The organism is Microcoleus asticus IPMA8 (genome assembly GCF_013179805.1).
Lineage (GTDB): Bacteria > Cyanobacteriota > Cyanobacteriia > Cyanobacteriales > Microcoleaceae > Microcoleus > Microcoleus asticus.
Window position 1 is genome coordinate 43,477 of record NZ_SRRZ01000030.1, and the last position, 16,719, is coordinate 60,195.

At 46.9% G+C, this 16,719-nt stretch carries 15 protein-coding genes and 2 tRNA genes; 12 read left to right on the top strand and 5 right to left on the bottom strand.

Going from position 1 to position 16,719, the window contains the following annotated elements; translation table 11 throughout:
- Nucleotides 1-12: 12 nt before the first annotated feature.
- Nucleotides 13-474: a DUF3598 family protein gene (locus E5S67_RS10575; protein WP_172186996.1), complete on the bottom strand. Its 462-nt coding sequence runs from the start codon at nucleotides 472-474 to the stop codon at nucleotides 13-15.
- 240 nt (nucleotides 475-714) lie between these two features.
- Entirely contained in the window at nucleotides 715-2,253 is a 1,539-nt protein-coding gene (locus E5S67_RS10580; protein WP_172186997.1) for a DEAD/DEAH box helicase family protein, read from the bottom strand.
- 701 nt (nucleotides 2,254-2,954) lie between these two features.
- On the opposite strand from E5S67_RS10580, the gene ald reads away from it, so the two are divergent.
- The 6 genes from ald (at nucleotide 2,955) to mutT (ending at nucleotide 8,052) form a co-directional block, all read left to right on the top strand.
- On the top strand, nucleotides 2,955-4,043 hold the full coding sequence (gene ald / locus E5S67_RS10585; RefSeq protein ID WP_172186998.1) for an alanine dehydrogenase: 1,089 nt from the start codon (nucleotides 2,955-2,957) through the stop codon (nucleotides 4,041-4,043).
- A 265-nt stretch (nucleotides 4,044-4,308) separates the two neighbouring features.
- Nucleotides 4,309-4,390, top strand: a tRNA-Leu gene (locus tag E5S67_RS10590).
- A 73-nt stretch (nucleotides 4,391-4,463) separates the two neighbouring features.
- Entirely contained in the window at nucleotides 4,464-5,240 is a 777-nt protein-coding gene (locus tag E5S67_RS10595) for a TrmH family RNA methyltransferase (RefSeq protein WP_172186999.1), read from the top strand.
- Nucleotides 5,241-5,948: 708 nt separating this feature from the next.
- Nucleotides 5,949-6,908, top strand: a complete 960-nt coding sequence (locus E5S67_RS10600; RefSeq protein ID WP_172187000.1) for an RNA polymerase sigma factor, RpoD/SigA family — start codon at nucleotides 5,949-5,951, stop codon at nucleotides 6,906-6,908.
- 223 nt (nucleotides 6,909-7,131) lie between these two features.
- Nucleotides 7,132-7,473: a DUF760 domain-containing protein gene (locus E5S67_RS10605; protein ID WP_172187001.1), complete on the top strand. Its 342-nt coding sequence runs from the start codon at nucleotides 7,132-7,134 to the stop codon at nucleotides 7,471-7,473.
- 174 nt (nucleotides 7,474-7,647) lie between these two features.
- Nucleotides 7,648-8,052 carry an 8-oxo-dGTP diphosphatase MutT gene (gene mutT / locus E5S67_RS10610; RefSeq protein WP_172187002.1) on the top strand — a complete coding sequence of 135 codons (405 nt, stop codon included), beginning with the start codon at nucleotides 7,648-7,650 and terminating at the stop codon, nucleotides 8,050-8,052.
- Between the two features lie 165 nt (nucleotides 8,053-8,217).
- Here mutT and E5S67_RS10615 read toward each other — a convergent pair whose 3' ends face one another.
- Nucleotides 8,218-9,456 carry a histidine kinase gene (locus E5S67_RS10615; RefSeq protein WP_172187003.1) on the bottom strand — a complete coding sequence of 413 codons (1,239 nt, stop codon included), beginning with the start codon at nucleotides 9,454-9,456 and terminating at the stop codon, nucleotides 8,218-8,220.
- Between the two features lie 89 nt (nucleotides 9,457-9,545).
- Here E5S67_RS10615 and E5S67_RS10620 point away from each other — a divergent pair, with 89 nt between their 5' ends.
- The 3 genes from E5S67_RS10620 to E5S67_RS10630 all read left to right on the top strand — a co-directional run bounded on the left by E5S67_RS10620 (nucleotide 9,546) and on the right by E5S67_RS10630 (nucleotide 14,106).
- A complete protein-coding gene (locus E5S67_RS10620; RefSeq protein WP_246276720.1) occupies nucleotides 9,546-11,234 on the top strand; it encodes a DUF2079 domain-containing protein in 1,689 nt (562 codons plus the stop codon).
- 250 nt (nucleotides 11,235-11,484) lie between these two features.
- Nucleotides 11,485-12,672, top strand: coding sequence for a glycosyltransferase family 4 protein (locus tag E5S67_RS10625; RefSeq protein WP_172187005.1), 1,188 nt, complete (start codon nucleotides 11,485-11,487; stop codon nucleotides 12,670-12,672).
- Between the two features lie 189 nt (nucleotides 12,673-12,861).
- The gene (locus tag E5S67_RS10630) at nucleotides 12,862-14,106 is read left to right on the top strand and encodes an MFS transporter (RefSeq protein ID WP_172187006.1); all 1,245 of its coding nucleotides are present in this window, start codon (nucleotides 12,862-12,864) and stop codon (nucleotides 14,104-14,106) included.
- A 95-nt stretch (nucleotides 14,107-14,201) separates the two neighbouring features.
- Here the strand turns inward: E5S67_RS10630 and E5S67_RS10635 are convergent.
- Nucleotides 14,202-14,275: transfer RNA gene (locus E5S67_RS10635), tRNA-Arg, on the bottom strand.
- 78 nt (nucleotides 14,276-14,353) lie between these two features.
- Here E5S67_RS10635 and moaC point away from each other — a divergent pair.
- The 3 genes from moaC to E5S67_RS10650 all read left to right on the top strand — a co-directional run bounded on the left by moaC (nucleotide 14,354) and on the right by E5S67_RS10650 (nucleotide 15,588).
- A complete protein-coding gene (gene moaC, locus E5S67_RS10640; RefSeq protein WP_172187007.1) occupies nucleotides 14,354-14,875 on the top strand; it encodes a cyclic pyranopterin monophosphate synthase MoaC in 522 nt (173 codons plus the stop codon).
- Nucleotides 14,876-14,963: 88 nt separating this feature from the next.
- Nucleotides 14,964-15,221: a 2TM domain-containing protein gene (locus E5S67_RS10645; RefSeq protein ID WP_172187008.1), complete on the top strand. Its 258-nt coding sequence runs from the start codon at nucleotides 14,964-14,966 to the stop codon at nucleotides 15,219-15,221.
- Nucleotides 15,222-15,285: 64 nt separating this feature from the next.
- Nucleotides 15,286-15,588 carry a DUF3181 family protein gene (locus E5S67_RS10650; protein WP_172187009.1) on the top strand — a complete coding sequence of 101 codons (303 nt, stop codon included), beginning with the start codon at nucleotides 15,286-15,288 and terminating at the stop codon, nucleotides 15,586-15,588.
- Between the two features lie 84 nt (nucleotides 15,589-15,672).
- On the opposite strand, the gene E5S67_RS33280 is transcribed toward E5S67_RS10650, so the two are convergent.
- Complete coding sequence (locus E5S67_RS33280) at nucleotides 15,673-16,593, bottom strand: calcium-binding protein (RefSeq protein ID WP_339382828.1); 921 nt, start codon at nucleotides 16,591-16,593, stop codon at nucleotides 15,673-15,675.
- Nucleotides 16,594-16,719 lie beyond the last annotated feature (126 nt).

Below are 16,719 nucleotides of genomic sequence, written 5' to 3' on the forward strand. Positions count from 1 at the left end.
CAGTGAAAACTTTTACTCAATCTTTTGTTCGACAATCACCATAACTCCCCTGAGTTTTCCCTCTTCTGTCAAGCTTTGGGTAGTCCGAATTCGCCGATCGCAACTGACAAGATTTATGGTTTCTACAGCCCTGAGAATGCCAGTTGCTTTGTCCCATACTTGAAAAACGATTAAATTATCTCCAACTTCTGTGGCTAGTGTCTTGTAGTTAGAAAAGATAGAGTCATTACTTTCAATTTCTACTTGCCCTTCACCGACAACATGACCCACAAAGTTTTGTGTTTCACTCTTGCCATTGGCATAAGTTTGAACGTTAGTTTGCCTCCACTGGTTATCAACAATTTTCTGGGTTAACACTGCTGTAAAACTCTGGGTGTCTTGGAAATCAGCATTGAGGATTGTCCAAGTTCCCTCCCAAACTCCTGTATGTTTGGGGAAGACTTTAAAGTTACTTATTTGTGTGATATCGATCATTTTCCGGTACTATGAATTAGTCAATATTCAGATTATACACTAATTGGGCAACCTTCAAAATTTCTTGAAATCATCATTTTTTACCCACTTTTCTGTGATTCTTCTGCTTTTTAGTTGCCTCTCGGTTGACTCCGTAAATCGATTGTAGATGGTAGTTTTTAAATAGACCTAGGAGTGATTTAATTATATAGCCATCTTTTCACTAAGACTACCATCCCACAACTAACTTATTTAGGCTTGCTACCAGGGAATTTCATCATTGTCTTCTCCCCATTTTGCGGGTGATTCTGCTGCTTTTTTAGTTGTCTCTCGGTTGACTCCGTAAATGGGTGTCGGTTTGACAGTTTCTAATTTCTGATATTCTGGCTTTGGCGGTTCTATTTGTGTTTGTGGTTGGGATTGGTGAGGCTGCATTCCTCCTCGGCGGCGTTGGGATGTTCTTTCTTCGCTGGTGTCTTCGGTGACGACTTCGTAGAGAATTGCTAACTTATTTACATCGCTGCTTTTGCGGAGAACTCGACCCAATCGCTGAATGTATTCGCGTTCGCTGCCGGTACCTGACAATATGATAGCAATTCTGGCGTCGGGAACGTCCACTCCTTCGTTGAGGACGTGGGAGGCGACGAGGGTTTTGTATTCGCCGCTGCGAAAGCGATCGAGGATTTCGTGGCGTTCTTTGACTGGGGTTTGGTGGGTAATTGTGGGGATGAGAAATTCTTGGGAAATTCGGTAAACTGTGGCGTTGTCTCCGGTGAAAATTAGGGTGCGCTGGGGAGAGTGTTCTGCTAGTATTGTGGCTAAGATTCGCAGTTTTCCTTCGGTACAAAGGGCGATTTCTTTGGCTTGGCGGTGGGCTAGCATGGCGCGCCGTCCCACGGGCGATCGCGCGCTTGCCATGATAAACTGTTTCCAACCTTCGAGGCTGGATATTCTGATGTTAGACTGTTTTAAGAAGTCGTTGCGAATGTTGATTAATTCGGCGTAGCGATCGCCCTCTTCTTTTGACAGTTTTACCATGATTTGAACTATTTTATGGTCGGCTAAAGCATCGCCTGCCAAATCTTCGGGTCTTTTGCTAAATACTGTCGGGCCAATGAGAAAATGCAAATCGCTGTGGCGGCCGTCGGTGCGATCGGGTGTGGCTGTCAGTCCGAGTCGAAAAGGCGCGATCGCATATTCGGAAATTACTCGATAAAAGTCCGTTGGCAAATGGTGGCATTCGTCAAAAACCAGCAAACCGTATTTATTGCCCAAGGTTTCTGCATGAATACTTGCACTGTCGTAGGTAGCCACTAAGATTGGCGTTTTGTCCCGCGAACCTCCGCCCAACAATCCGATTTCGATGTCGGGAAAAGCGGCTTTTAAATTAGCATACCACTGGTGCATTAAATCGAGAGTTGGTACTACAATTAATGTACTGCGACCAGTGACTTGCATGGCTAATTGTGCCAGATAAGTTTTGCCGGAAGCGGTGGGGAGGACGACTACTCCTTGGCTTCCTGCTTCCTGCCAAGCTGCCAGGGCCTGTTCTTGATGTGGGTAAGGCTGCATTTCCACGCTAGGTACGAGTCCTAGTAGTTCGTATCCCCTAGCTTCGTCGGTGAAGTGAATGCACTCGGCTTGGAGGCATTCTACCAGCGGGCGGTAGTGAATTGCCCGAATGCGGTATTTTTCCACGCGATCGTCCCAAGTGGCAAAGTCCACCCAGTCTCTGCCTTTGGGCGGCGGGTGCAGCAGGAGAGTTCCGCGATCGAATGTTAAGGTAGGTGTGCGTGGCATTTGTTTAGATAGGGGGGCGAGTTATGCCTGTTAAATTATAAGTGACCCATCAAATATATTGACACCAAACTCTCTAGAAGTTAGTTCTTTTTTAAGCAAATCTCTAGAACCACCATCTACTTTATACCGTTTCGGGTTGTTTGTTGAGATTTTTACAAATTTTTTTAGCAGATAAGTTTACCTAAATGTCAAAAGTTCATTTGTACTTACCTAGTTAGTTGAAAGTCTGGCGAAGATGTTGGAATATCTAAAGGTAATAGTATGGTTGCTGAGGTGGGAACTCAATACGGGTGCTTTGCCTAAAAAATAATTTCTCTTACTAGCCCAAAAAACTGCCCCTCATGGATTATAATTTGGAGTCATTTAAAGAAAAAGTAAGTCACAAAAAAAATAAAAAAAAAGGGGTAGAAAAGGTAAATGTAGAGTAACCATTTTAAGTGGCTTTACTTACGAGTATTTTGACCTAGGGTATATCAATGCCGACCACGCATATCAAATAAAGTAGGAACCAGCTAAAAAGACGATCGACTTTATGGAAAACGATCAATTTAGGAAATTGCGATCGCACTGGCGGAAAATCCCACAAAAATTATCCTAGCCCAGCCGGATTGCCAAATCTAAAATCTACAATGGTATTGTCCCGCTGGCGATGGTTTTTAGGTTAGATTCGATCTATGTATGCCTGAGATTAGAGGTTATAGATGGAAATAGGCGTCCCCAAGGAAATCAAGGATTTAGAGTTTCGAGTCGGGCTCAGTCCCACAAGTGTCCGGGCTTGTTCGGACAAAGGCCACACAGTTTTTGTGGAAACGAATGCTGGTGCTGGGGCCGGTTTTGCGGACGAGGACTACGTTGAAGCAGGGGCTAAGATTGTTTTAAAGGCTTCAGATGTCTGGAATCGCGAACTAATTGTTAAAGTTAAAGAACCGCTGCCTGCTGAGTATCCGCTGATTCAAAAAGAGCAGTTGCTGTTTACATATTTGCACTTGGCGGCCGATCGCACATTAACCGAACATTTAATCAGCAGCGGAGTCCAGGCTATCGCCTACGAAACCGTCGAACTCCCCGACAGAAAGTTGCCGCTGCTGACGCCGATGAGCGTTATTGCAGGGCGTTTGTCCGTGCAGTTCGGAGCTCGGTTTCTGGAACGACAGCAAGGTGGCAGAGGAGTGCTTTTGGGTGGTGTACCGGGGGTAAGACCGGGTAAAGTTGTGATTTTGGGCGGCGGAATCGTCGGCACAGAAGCAGCGCGAATTGCTGTAGGAATGGGCGCGAGAGTGCAGATTTTGGATGTAAATGTCGAGCGTTTAGCCTACTTGGAAACTCTGTTCGGTTCCAGAGTAGAATACCTCTACAGCAGTCCTTTGCAAATTGAAGCAGTTGTTCCCGATGCTGATTTGTTAATCGGTGCGGTTTTGGTCTTAGGTAAAAGAGCTCCGGTGCTGGTTTCTCGCGAATTTGTTGCGAAAATGCACCCCGGTTCTGTGATTGTTGACGTAGCCGTTGACCAAGGCGGCTGCGTGGAAACTTTGCGGGTAACTTCACACACAAATCCTACTTATGTTGAGGAAGGAGTTGTGCATTACGGCGTGCCGAATATGCCCGGTGCCGTGCCTTGGACTGCAACTCAAGCTTTGAATAACAGCACTTTGCCTTATGTTTTGCAGTTGGCAAATAACGGGATTAAAGCTTTGGAAATAAATCCGAGTTTGGCGAAGGGATTGAACGTGCAGAATCACCGATTGGTTCATCCGGCCGTGCGCGAGGTTTTCCCGGATTTGGCCGATTAGATTTCCCGTTTTTTCAGCAAATCCCGTAGGGTGCGTCAGATCGAAGCTTGTGGATTATTAATAACCGGACGCGATCTGACGCACCCTAGTCAACTGCACAGCGTTTTGGGATGTTTGGCTAACAGTAAATCCTCGAAACTAAAGCATTTCTCAACCCGAACAGTAATTTGTGCAAAATATTACTCGCAGCCCAGAAAAAAAATAAATTCCCCAAAACACTTGACATATCGGCGAACTTATGGCAGAGTAGTAATTCGTGACCGATGCGGAACTGGCGGAATTGGTAGACGCGCATGATTCAGGTTCATGTGGTGCAAGCCTTCCGGGTTCAAGTCCCGGGTTCCGCATTCCAAAGGCAGAAGGAAGTTTGGGGTTAACCCGATACAGGCAATAACCCCATTCGCTCTGCTGAATTAAACAATGCTGACAAGTATTCAAAACCCCCTAGTTAAAGAAATTCGCAAGCTGCACAGCTCGAAAGGACGCAGGGAACAACAATTATTTTTACTCGAAGGGACGCACTTGCTCGAAGAAGCTTGCGCTGCCAAATACCCACTAGCAACGGTTTGCTGCACTCCCGAATGGCTGGAGGAGCACGGGAAACTTTGGGAGCAAGTTGGTAATTTAGCCGATCGCACAGAATTAGTAAGTGCAAAAGTGTTAGAGTCGATCGCCACGACAGTCCAACCCGACGGCATTGTCGCCACCGCACCCCGCACCGCCACCGCGCCCGCAGAATTGTCAACTTTAGGAATAGCCCTAGAAACAATCCAAGATCCCGGCAACTTGGGAGCGATCGTCCGCACGACTGCGGCTGCTAATGCTGACGGTTTGCTGCTGAGCGCAGACAGCGCCGATTTAGACCATCCCAAAGTGCTGCGCGCCTCTGCTGGAGCTTGGTTTAAGCTGCCAATGGCAGTCAGTCCAGATTTAACCGCGGAAGTCTCCGGGTATAAAAATCGAGGAATGCAAATTTTAGCAACCGTCGCCGGGGCCAGTTTAAGTTATTGGGAAGTAGATTTGCGAGTGCCGACTCTGATAGTTTTGGGCAACGAAGGCTCTGGTTTGTCGGAAGAATTGAGGAGTTTGGCCGATCGACAAATCCAAATTCCCCTGAGTCGTGGCGTAGAATCTTTAAATGTGTCGATCGCCGCAGCCCTCATCTTGTACGAAGCTCAACGGCAAAGAACTGATTAGACTTATTGCATAAATTTTTGATCGATCGGGAAACCGCAGATAAATGCAGATGCAACGCAGATTCATTTCAAGATTGGAAAGCGAATGCTTGCAATTCAAGTCTATGGGTCAATTGTTAATTGGTCATTATCTGTAGGGCGGGTTCATCAATATCTCTAACTTCAAATTTATACCCTTGGACATACGGGTGGCCTGAAACCCGGTTTTTCAACCAAAATACCTCCTTACAGCGCGCCGATTCGGTAAAAAGCCCGGTTTTTTGGGTACTTTGTGCGATCGTCAACTGAAGCTGCCGGGCCTTTAAATTGTATTTTTCACTTCGCTGTGCCCCCAGCGTTTCTTCCCCCTCTACCAATCTCCCCCTCTGAGATGTGGCGGATTTTGTTTATATTGATGCAAACTGTAAAGCCAGGAAAGCGGATACTCTCGTATCAACAGTCCAGCCTGGCCTGAAATAAATATGAAGAAATGTAGGCAACTGCTCTCACAAATGTTAAGATTCTTAACATAACGTAGTATTGTGCACACCCCAACCAAAACCTAACCTGAGACGGTGCTGACTGGGAGTAGTAGCTAGCTACCATAAAATTAAGCCTCTTTAAATGGAAGGAAAGCGCAAGTCCCCGCCCGCTTTCCTTCCCAGCTAAAGCTAGGGGTTTGCGACTACCGCAAACCTTTAGAGGCACAGATCCTCAGCGGGAAAAGCTCATGAAAACTCTTAAGTCCTCAGATACAGATTCTGTTCGCGCTTACTTGCGGGAAATCGGCCGCGTTCCCTTGTTGACCCATGAGCAAGAAATACTCTACGGGAAACAGGTACAGCGCTCAACCGCACTGCATCAGGAGAAAAATATTTTAGCCGAAGAGTTAAGCCGCGACCCGACGGCGGCTGAATGGGCACAGGCAGTTGGGCTGTCTGAGGCACAGTTGCAGCGGACGATCGAACACGGGGAAAGGGCAAAGCGCCAAATGGTGGAAGCGAATCTCCGCCTGGTAGTGTCTGTTGCAAAAAAATATATCAAGCGCAACGTAGATTTACTGGATCTTATTCAGGAAGGCACGATCGGGATGCAGCGGGGAGTAGAAAAATTTGACCCGACTAAGGGCTACAGATTTTCTACTTATGCTTATTGGTGGATTCGTCAGGCAATTACTCGGGCCATCGCCGAAAAAGGCCGCACCATCCGCTTACCCATCCACATCACCGAAAAGCTCAACAAAATTAAAAAGGCTCAGCGCCAACTTGCTCAACAGCTCGGTCGCGCGGCCACGGCTGCTGAATTGGCATCAGAGCTAGAGTTGACTCCCAAACAGATTCGCGAATATCTCGATCGCGCGCGCCTGCCACTTTCCCTGGACTTGCGCGTGGGAGACAATCAAGATACAGAGTTGGGCGATTTGTTGGAAGATACGGGTACTACGCCAGAAGATTTTGCCCTGCAATCTTCCCTGCGGACTGACTTAGACCACCTGATGGCGGAACTGACTCAGCAACAGCGAGAAGTGCTCGCCTTGCGGTTCGGTTTAGAAGACGGGCAAACCCTAACTTTGGCCAAAATAGGCGATCGTCTCAACATCAGTCGGGAACGAGTGCGGCAAATAGAACGCGAAGCTTTGACCAAACTCCGCAAGCGCAAGCAAGATATCAACGATTATCTCGCCAGCTAGCTAGATTGGGGATTGGCGATCGGACATTTCGCCCACTCGCAATCCCCAATCTAAAATCGTAAAAACCGCCGCTTTTAATTCGGTTGTGCCCACTTGGTTGCTACGACTGTCCTGCTACATTAGTAATTACTTAGTAATAAAGATCAGCAGCGATCGGATAAAGGTTATTTAATTTAACCGCCCGCGTCTAACATAACAAGCTGTCTCTGCAACGGAGGTACTCGTGAGCAACTCATCTAATAAATCCCCAGAATTCTTTGAAGAAGACGGAGAAAATGCCAACTTATTATGGCAATACGTGCAGTCCATGGCTCCCGACACAGTTTCTCAGTTGTCTAAGCCGACTTCTCACGAAGTGTTTCAAGTAATGGAGCGAAATATTGTTGGACTTTTAGGGAATTTGCCTTCGGAACACTTCGGGGTGACAGTGACTACCAGTCGCGAACATTTGGGTAGATTACTCGCCTCCGCTATGATTAGCGGTTATTTTCTCAAAAATGCCGAACAGCGAATGACTTTTGAAAAGTCCATACAAGCCAGTGAGAGACACGGCTCAGACGATTAGTAGATTCTAAACATTTAAGTGCTAAAAATGTCAAGACCCCCCTCGCAAGATGGGGGCTTAATATTTTAGATTTTAGATTTTAGATTTTAGATTTTAGATTAAATAATTGAATAATTATTGATATTATTCTTAAATTCCCAATTCGCAATTCCTAGTTCCCAATTCCTAATTAATATGTCTCTTTCTCCTGTTGCCCACAAAGTTATCGGCGTTGCTGCAATCTGGAACGATCGGCAACAAATTTTGATTGACAAGCGCCGACAACACGGACTGCACGGGGGTTTCTGGGAGTTTCCGGGCGGTAAAATAGAGCCTGGGGAAACGATCGAAGCTTGCATAGAACGGGAAATTATGGAGGAGTTGGGGATTGTCGTAGAAGTTGGCGATCGCCTGATTACAATTGACCACGACTACACTAAATTCACAGTTAGACTATACGTGCACCACTGCCGCCACATCAGCGGGGAACCGCAAACGATCGAATGCGATGAAATTCGCTGGGTGACACTCGACGAAATTGACCAATTTACTTTTCCCAAGGCAAACGCACAGATTATTGCTGCACTGCGGAAAAGTTGAGCCATATACCAGAAGTAAGAAGCAAGAAGCAATCTTCCGCAAGGGTTTTAGGAATTAAGAACTTCCTAAACGTCGGGCGCGGTTGCTGTAATATCAAACTCAGTTGCTACTGACAACGGTTAACTGACAACTGACAACGGTTAACTGACAATTGACAGCTAACTTTTATTTTTGGACGGGCAGAGTAAAGTGAAAACAACTGCCTCTATCGGGTACAGAGTCTACCCAAATTTGACCGTAGTGAGCGCGGATGATGCCTTGACACAGAGACAGTCCAATACCGTAACCGTCTGTTGATTTATCTCGCTGCAACCGAAAGCTGTCTTCAAAAATGCTCGCGCAATCTTCTTCAGGAATTCCCGGGCCGCTGTTGCAAATGCTGACTTGAACTTTATAAGCGGTGCGGTGGAGAATTGAAAGATTAACAGTTCCTCGGTCTGGCGTGTACTTGCTGGCGTTGTCAAGCAGGTTGACTATGACTTGTTTGATGCGATCGGGATCGGCATAAACCAAGGGCAAATCTGCGGGAATGTCTGTTTCTAAGTTGAGACTTTTCGCCTGAAATTTGTCTTGAAACTGCAAGATTACATCTTGACAAATCGCCCCCAGTTCGATTCTTTTTGGTTCAATGTGGAGTTGAGCGTTTGTACCCCGGGCTGCTTGCAGGATATCTGTAATCATACGATCGACAATCCGGATTTGGCGGCGGGCTTGTTTCATCAAATGAGCCGCCAGACTCGGTGTCAAACGCGACTTTTCTCCCTGTTTAACCTTCTGACTAGACTCCAAAGTCTCCAAAGCCAAAGATGCGGCCGTCAAGGGATTGCGCAAGTCGTGAGCTAGCATCGCAATAATCCGGTCTTTCAACTGCAACTGCTCTTGCAGGTGTTCTTTTTCCTGTTTGAGGCGAAAAACTTCATCAGAAAGCTGCACAATTTCGGCGGCGCAAGCAACGGAATAGATGGGTTTTGGGTCAGTCATGGCTTCAGCAAGAGCTGGGGCAGACTGTTGCTGAGCTGCGTATTCTTCTACAGAACGCTTCCAGCGGGGCCACCAGTGTTCGAGTTGGGCGATCAAATTGCTGCCGGCGAGAGTTTGTCGCGGCTCGGGATGAATTTTGAGCAGCGAAGGAGTTGCTACAAGTTTAAAGTGTTCGGCTAAATCGGGCTGTTCTCCTACGTCGATGATTTGAAGCTCAAAGTCGCACTCTGCCTTCAAATCCTTTAGGGACTTGCGGATGTGTCTGGTCTGTTCCCTGGAAGAGGGACGCTTGTCTACGAACAGCAAAAGCTGTAAAAGCGGTGCGGAATTGGCCGGCTGTTCGGGAGAACAGTCAGTGCCGCTGGTGCCTGGTGTTGGATGGACGTTGTTGAGCTTTTCGATCGGGTGAAAATAATTGAGCATTGCCGAGCCGAGTTATTTCACTTCTACTTTAATTTAATACTTACTTTAGATTTATGCTATTGTCCGATAATTTCATTACAGGCGGGCAGATGATATTTTTGAGATGGAAGAAAAATGAGTCGCTGCGGGTGGTGGTTCAAGTGGCGGCCGCCTTTTTTGTGCTGTGCCTGTTGCTGACGCTGCACCGCTACTACAGCTTTTACGCTACTTACGACCAAGGCATTTTCAATCAACTTTTTTGGAACGGCACTCGGGGTCACTTGTTTGAGAGTTCCCTATCTTCGGCTTTGTCCACTAATGTGGTTCACGAAAACCAGCTCCCGGAAGTATCTTACTATCGGTTGGGGCAGCATTTCACCCCGGCGCTGATGCTGTGGCTGCCAATTTACTCGCTGTTTCCCTCCCCCGTCACTTTGACTGTATTGCAGGTGACTTTAATTACGGTGGCTGGAGGAGTGCTCTGGGCTCTCGCCAGACACTATCTGGAACCGAGGCTGTCGGCGACAATTGTTGTGAGCTATTACTGCGCTAACGCGGTCATCGGCCCGACTTTGGGCAATTTTCACGATATTTGTCAAATGCCGCTGTATGTATTTGGCTTGCTGCTGGCGATGGAGAAGCGCTGGTGGCCCTTGTTTGGGATTCTGGCAACTTTAATTTTGGCCGTGCGAGAAGATGGGGGAGTTGTTTTATTTGGCGTCGGAGTTTACATGATTTTGAGCCGGCGCTACCCTCGGACTGGTTTAGCAGTCTGCATACTCAGTTTTGGTTATATGATCGTCCTGACCAATCTGATTATGCCTTTGTTTTCTGCTGATATATCCCAGCGGTTTATGATGGAGCGCTTCGGTCAATATGCCGATGGAGATGAAGCTTCGACTCTTGAAATTATTTGGGGAATGGTTAGCAATCCCGGGCGCTTGGTGGCTCAATTATTTACGCCGTTTTTTGGTAAGATTAGATACCTGCTTGGCCAGTGGTTGCCATTAGCTTTGGTTCCAGCTTTCGCGCCTGCGTCTTGGATGATAGCTGGATTTCCGCTGCTGAAGCTATTTTTAGCGAAAGGAGAGTCGGTGCTGGCGATTAATATTCGCTATGCGATGACTGTGGTTCCAGGGCTTTTTTATGGGGCAATTCTGTGGTGGGCCCAGCGTCAAAAGGAAGAAGATAGAATGGTGAAAGAGGAAAGAATGTTTTTGCGTTTTCCTTCTGCTTTATTTCCTCTGCCTTCGTCTTCAAAGTTTCGCCGCTTTTGGGCGTTTTGCATCTGCTTGTCGCTATTTTTTACCTTCACGTCTAACCCAAATCGGACTTTTTCTTGGATTTTGCCCGATGCGATCGATCCTTGGGTGCAGGTTCCTCTGGTCAGACAGTGGCAGCACGTATCTCAAGTGCGGCCGCTGTTGGCTCAAATTCCTGCTGATGCTAGCGTGGCAGCGACGAATACTATTGTGCCGATTTTGTCAAGCCGCCGGGAAATTCTCAGGTTTCCGATGTTTGAACTGCGCAATGATGCGGGGAAGGCAGTGAAGATGGAATATGTAATTGCCGATGTCTGGCAGTTGCAGCAGTATCAGGCTGCGTTTCGCGGGGAACGGGGACAGTTGCGGGAGATCGTACCGGCGATCGATCGAATGTCCAAATCAGGAGAGTACGGAATTGTTGGCTTTGAAGACGGGGCAATTTTGATGCGTCAGGGTGCTGTTTCTAACTCTGCATCGGCTGCTGCTTGGACCAGTTTTCGCCGTGAATTGGAGCCGATTTTGAAGAAAGCGTAGGCGGATAGACGCGATCGCCATTGCTTCCTTCTGTGGCACAAATCTTGAGGAAACCTGTGTTTTCAGGCAATGGCGATCGAGCCATTTCCTGCAAAAACCCGGTTTCTGCATGATTTTCCGTCCTTGTTGCTGCCACAAGTCAGGCATTGGCCATAAACTTGCGAGTGCCTTAAATTTGAGGCTGATTATCATACAATAAATCTGTCAATTCTAAACATTAAGATATATAAAATCTTTGGAGGGGAAAAAGATGAAAATTTTGGTATTGGCATGGGAGTTTCCTCCCAGAATCGTAGGCGGTATCGCCCGCCACGTAGCGGAACTGTATCCAGAATTAGTGAAGCTGGGCCACTCGATTCACTTAATTACAGTCGAGTTCGGCCACGCGCCTATGTACGAAGTGGTGGAAGGAATACGGGTGCATCGGGTGCTGGTGGGACACGCCAGGGACTTTTTTCACTGGGTAGCGAACCTCAATCAAAGCATGGGCAAACAAGGCGGCAAACTCATGCTGGAGGAAGGCCCCTTTGATATCATCCACGCTCACGATTGGTTGGTGGGAGATGCGGCGATCGCCCTCAAGCATACCTTTAAAGTACCGCTAATTGCCACCATCCACGCCACCGAATACGGGCGCTTCAACGGCATCCACAATGAGGGGCAGCGCTACATTAACGCTAAGGAAAACGACCTCGCTTACAACGCTTGGCGGATAATTGTTTGCAGCGATTATATGCGACGGGAAGCCGAACGGGTACTATCAACTCCGTGGAACAAAATAGAGGTAATTTACAATGGAATCAGGTCGGAAAAAAAACCGCGCTGGCACGAATTTGACGCGATGAACTTCCGCCGACAGTTTGCGACAGACGACGAAAAAATAGTATATTATGTAGGAAGAATTAGCTACGAAAAAGGCATTGCTGTATTTCTAAATGCTGCACCTAAAGTAATTTGGGAAATGGGGGGGAAAGCGAAAATTGTGATTGTTGGCGGGGGCAATACAGACCATCTAAAACAGTTGGCTTGGCATTTAGGAATTTGGAATAAGTGTTATTTTACAGGCTTCATGTTTGAGGAACATCTCGACAAATTTCAGACGGTGGCTGACTGCGCGGTTTTCCCCAGTCTTTACGAACCTTTTGGGATTGTAGCGTTAGAAAGCTTTGCTGCAAGGGTGCCGGTGGTGGTTTCGGATGCGGGCGGACTTCCAGAGGTGGTGCTGCACACTAAAACGGGCGTTGTTACTGAGGCCAACAATCGGGATTCTTTGGCCTGGGGAATTTTGGAGGTGCTGAAAAATCCGGGTTACGCGCAGTGGTTGGTTGACAATGCTTATGAGGATTTGGAACGCCGGTTTAGTTGGCAGAAGTTGGCGATGGAAACCCAGTGGGTTTATGACCGGGTGGTGGAGGAAAGGGCTGAGGTTGATTGGTGAAACTGCCAGGTTGAAAATTAGACTCGGCAGTTGAAACCGCTGCAGAGAGTCAAACTTGTGTCCCTCTCTAAGAGACTAAGATATAAAGGGGTATTTAAACCGGATTCGGCAATCAAAAGGCAGGAAATAAAACCGCCGAAATATACCTTACTTTGAGTGCATTCAGACAATTTAAAGGGAATTAGCATCTTGAATATTTTTAGGGACATAGATCCCCAACCCAGACGCGGCTTGCTGACTTTATTCACCGCAGGCCTGCTATTCTGGTCGAGTTTGGCTTCGCTGCTGCCAACTTTGCCGCTGTACGTTCAATCTGTGGGCGGCACAAAACAGCAAATTGGCTTTGTGATGGGTGCATTTGCGATCGGACTTTTGCTATCGAGGCCGCAGTTGGGTAAAATAGCCGACAGCAGGGGGCGAAAACAAGTTTTGCTTCTAGGCGCGGCAGTCGCTGCGATCGCCCCGATGGGCTACCTGTTAGCTCAATCTATTCCCTTACTGTTACTTATTCGCGTTTTTCACGGCATTAGCATTGCCGCTTTTACCACAGCTTACAGCGCTTTGGTAACAGATTTGTCGCCGCCAGGAAAGCGGGGCGAATTAATCGGTTACATGAGCTTGGTGAACCCTATTGGTCTAGCAGTTGGGCCGGCTATTGGCGGATTTGTGCAAGCTTGGGTTGGTTATATTCCTTTGTTTGCGATGTCGGCGGCTTTCGCGGCAACGGCTATATTTTTTACCTGCAAAATTGCGGAACCTAATTTTGTAGGTTTAACAAAATCGGACTCGCTATCTGAAGACAAAAATAGCCAAAAATACTGGAAAATGCTCTGGAATCCTAGAGTGCGGATTCCGGCTTTAGTGTTATTGGTGGTTGGTTTAGTATTTGGAACTTTGAGCACTTTTATGCCTTTGTTTATCCAAGAAACCAAGGCTAATTTGAATCCGGGATTATTTTATTCTACGGCGGCTATCGCCAGTTTTGGTATTCGCTTGGTCACGGGACGGGCTTCGGACAAATACGGCCGCGGCTTGTTTATTTCAGCAGGCTTAATCTGTTATGCCGTATCTATGTTATTGTTGTATTTTGCTAACAACAGCAGTGCTTTTTTAATCGCAGCTTTGGTTGAAGGTTGTGCCGGCGGTATGGTTTTGCCGATGATGGTAACGCTGATGTCTGACAGGTGCAAACCTCATGAAAGGGGCCGCTTGTTTTCGCTTTGTATTGGCGGATTTGATTTGGGAATTGCGATTGCGGGGCCGACTTTAGGCTTTGTTGCTGAACAAGTTGGCTACAGAAATATGTTTGGTTTTGCGGCTGGACTCGCTGGCTTGGCTTTGCTGATTTTTATTACTCAGTCTAGCAAGGGCTTGTCTAATTCGATGAAATTTGCGATCGGTCGAGGCAAAGATATTTATGCTTTGAATCAGTAAACGTACCAAATTAAAAAAGTTATGAGTTTTAAGTGGTGAGTTGAATTAATTTCTTAATTCAAAACTCAGAACTCAAAACTCATAACTTTTGATAATGGGCTTGGAGGGATTCGAACCCCCGACCTCATGGTTCGTAGCCATGCACTCTATCCAACTAAGCTACAAGCCCCTGTTGAGTTCAGATTTAATCTAAAATTGATTAAGTTCTTTTCTCACAGAATCTAACATTAACACCATTACCAAAATAATGCAAGACCTTTCGCCAACTTTTTCTAAATTGCCCGATGCGGCACAGCTAACTCACCTCGACAGCAGCGGGGAAGCCCAAATGGTGGACGTTTCGGCGAAGATGCCGACTGTGCGAAAAGCTGTGGCCGCTGCGAGGGTGCGGATGTTACCGGAGACTTTTGCGGCGATTGAAGCGGGGAATGCGCCGAAAGGTGATGTGTTGGGCACTGCCAGGTTGGCTGGAATTATGGCGGCGAAACAGACGGCGAATTTGATTCCTCTGTGTCACCCTCTACCGCTGAGTAGTGTGGAAGTGCAGGTGATAGCGGATGCTGGGTTGCCGGGGTATCAAATTCGGGCGACGGTGAAAATTAAGGCGGAAACAGGGGTGGAAATGGAGGCGCTGACGGCGGTTTCGGTGGCGGCGCTGACTCTGTACGATATGGCGAAAGGATTGGAAAAGTCGATCGCCATTGAATCGATTCGACTGGTGAGTAAAAGTGGCGGCAAGTCAGGAGACTATGAAAATTTAGAGGCATAAGTTTCCTGCCTTGAGAGGGATGCAGAATTCAAAAAGCTGCACTTAGGATTAAAATAGGCAAAGAACTACTAATATCAAGTGAAAAACTATGCCTCCTCGTTGGCCCCGCAAACCCGATCGCAATGATCCAGAGTACCGCCGTTTAGATGACCGGATGAATTTTGCTATCCACGTCGGTCTTTTTTCTGCTACCAATTCTGGTTTGTGGTTTGTTCACAATTTGCAAAAGGCTGATTGGCCTTGGGCAACTTCGGTAACGGGTGCATGGGCTCTAGTAGTTTTGGCCCACGCGGTTTACATTTTCGCGATCGCCGATTATTCGCCCCTCACCAAAGATTCTGGCTGAAGGCAGTGGTGGGCGATTTGTTAAGTCTTTTGATTGATAACAAATAACTTTCGGCTTTTTTGATATGGCTAATACTACACAGGCGATCGAATCCTTAGCCGCTGAAATCGGCGAAAATGTCTACATTGATATTGCCAAGTGGCATTTGTATCTCAGTGATGCCCACCTGCATACCGTTGTTGCTCAACAACTTTACCCGATGCTGGAAAATGGGAATATAGATGCTGACAGAGTGGGACAAGTTTTGCAAGGAATTCCAGTCAAGTTGGGCGGCGGCAAGCGAGAAGTGCCGCTGGCAGATTTGATTCCGATGCAGTGTCAAGTTCAGTTGATGGATGTGCTTGAGGAATTTCAGCGGAATATGTGAGCTCAATTGTTGATTTGCATTTAAGGGCGATCGCCTTTTTTGGTCTTTTTTGATCGAAGTGGCGATCGCACTTTTCATTCTTTCTTAAACCAGCATGAAATTAGCAGAGGTAATCGCATCCGCACTGACTCCAACCATCACACCTAACTGCTCCCCTGTCAAGAGGTTTTTGATGAGAGTTCCCTGAATATTTTGAGTTATTTCTAACTCTCCAAAACTCAAATCACCGCTTAATCCAATCAAATCTTGACCGATAGTAAAATCAGCGATAATATCAAATCCTTTACCAACTTTTAAGGCAAAGATATCATTGCCGCTACCCCCAATCAAACTATCATTTCCCAAGTCTCCGTAAAGGATATCATCACCTTTACCACCAGTGACAGTATCGTTATCTTCCCCTCCGTATAGGGTATCATTTCCTTCACATCCTCCCAGGATATCTGCTTCTTTGTTACCGCAGATCAAATCATTACCTACACCGCCGCAGATAGTATCCGAACCTAACTGTCCAAACAGGTAGTCATCACCTTGACTACCAAGCATTATGTCGTTACCTTTGCCTCCAAATAACGTGTCATTATCCTTACCACCATCGATAAAGTCATCATCTTTATCACCAAGAATGATGTCATTACCTTCGCTGCCATTTAGAGAGTCATTGCCTTTGCCTCCAAAGATTAAATCGCTGCCCAATTCGCCAAGAACGATGTCGTTTCCTTCATCTCCAAATAGGATGTCGTCACCTTTGCCACCGCTGATGAAGTCGTTGCCTTGATTGCCGTTGAATATGTCGCGACTGCTAGCACCATATAAATTGTCATTCCCGGATTTGGCATCGAATATATTGCCCCTTTGGCTGCCTAGAAATTCATCATTTTTGGCAGTGCCTATTTGAAGGTTGGATACACCGAGTATGGTGTTTTTAACTGCATTCGGTTGGTTTAAGTTGGGATAGGAAAGGTCATCGCAGATGCAGTCGTCATTGGGGATGCTGTTGGTTATTGGTGTTGGCGTTACCGATGGTGTTGGTGTCCCCGATGGTGTTGGTGTACCCGATGGTGTTGGTGTTCACGATGGTGAACGAGTTCCCGATGGTGTCAGTGTTGGCGATGATAAAGAGGTGAACGA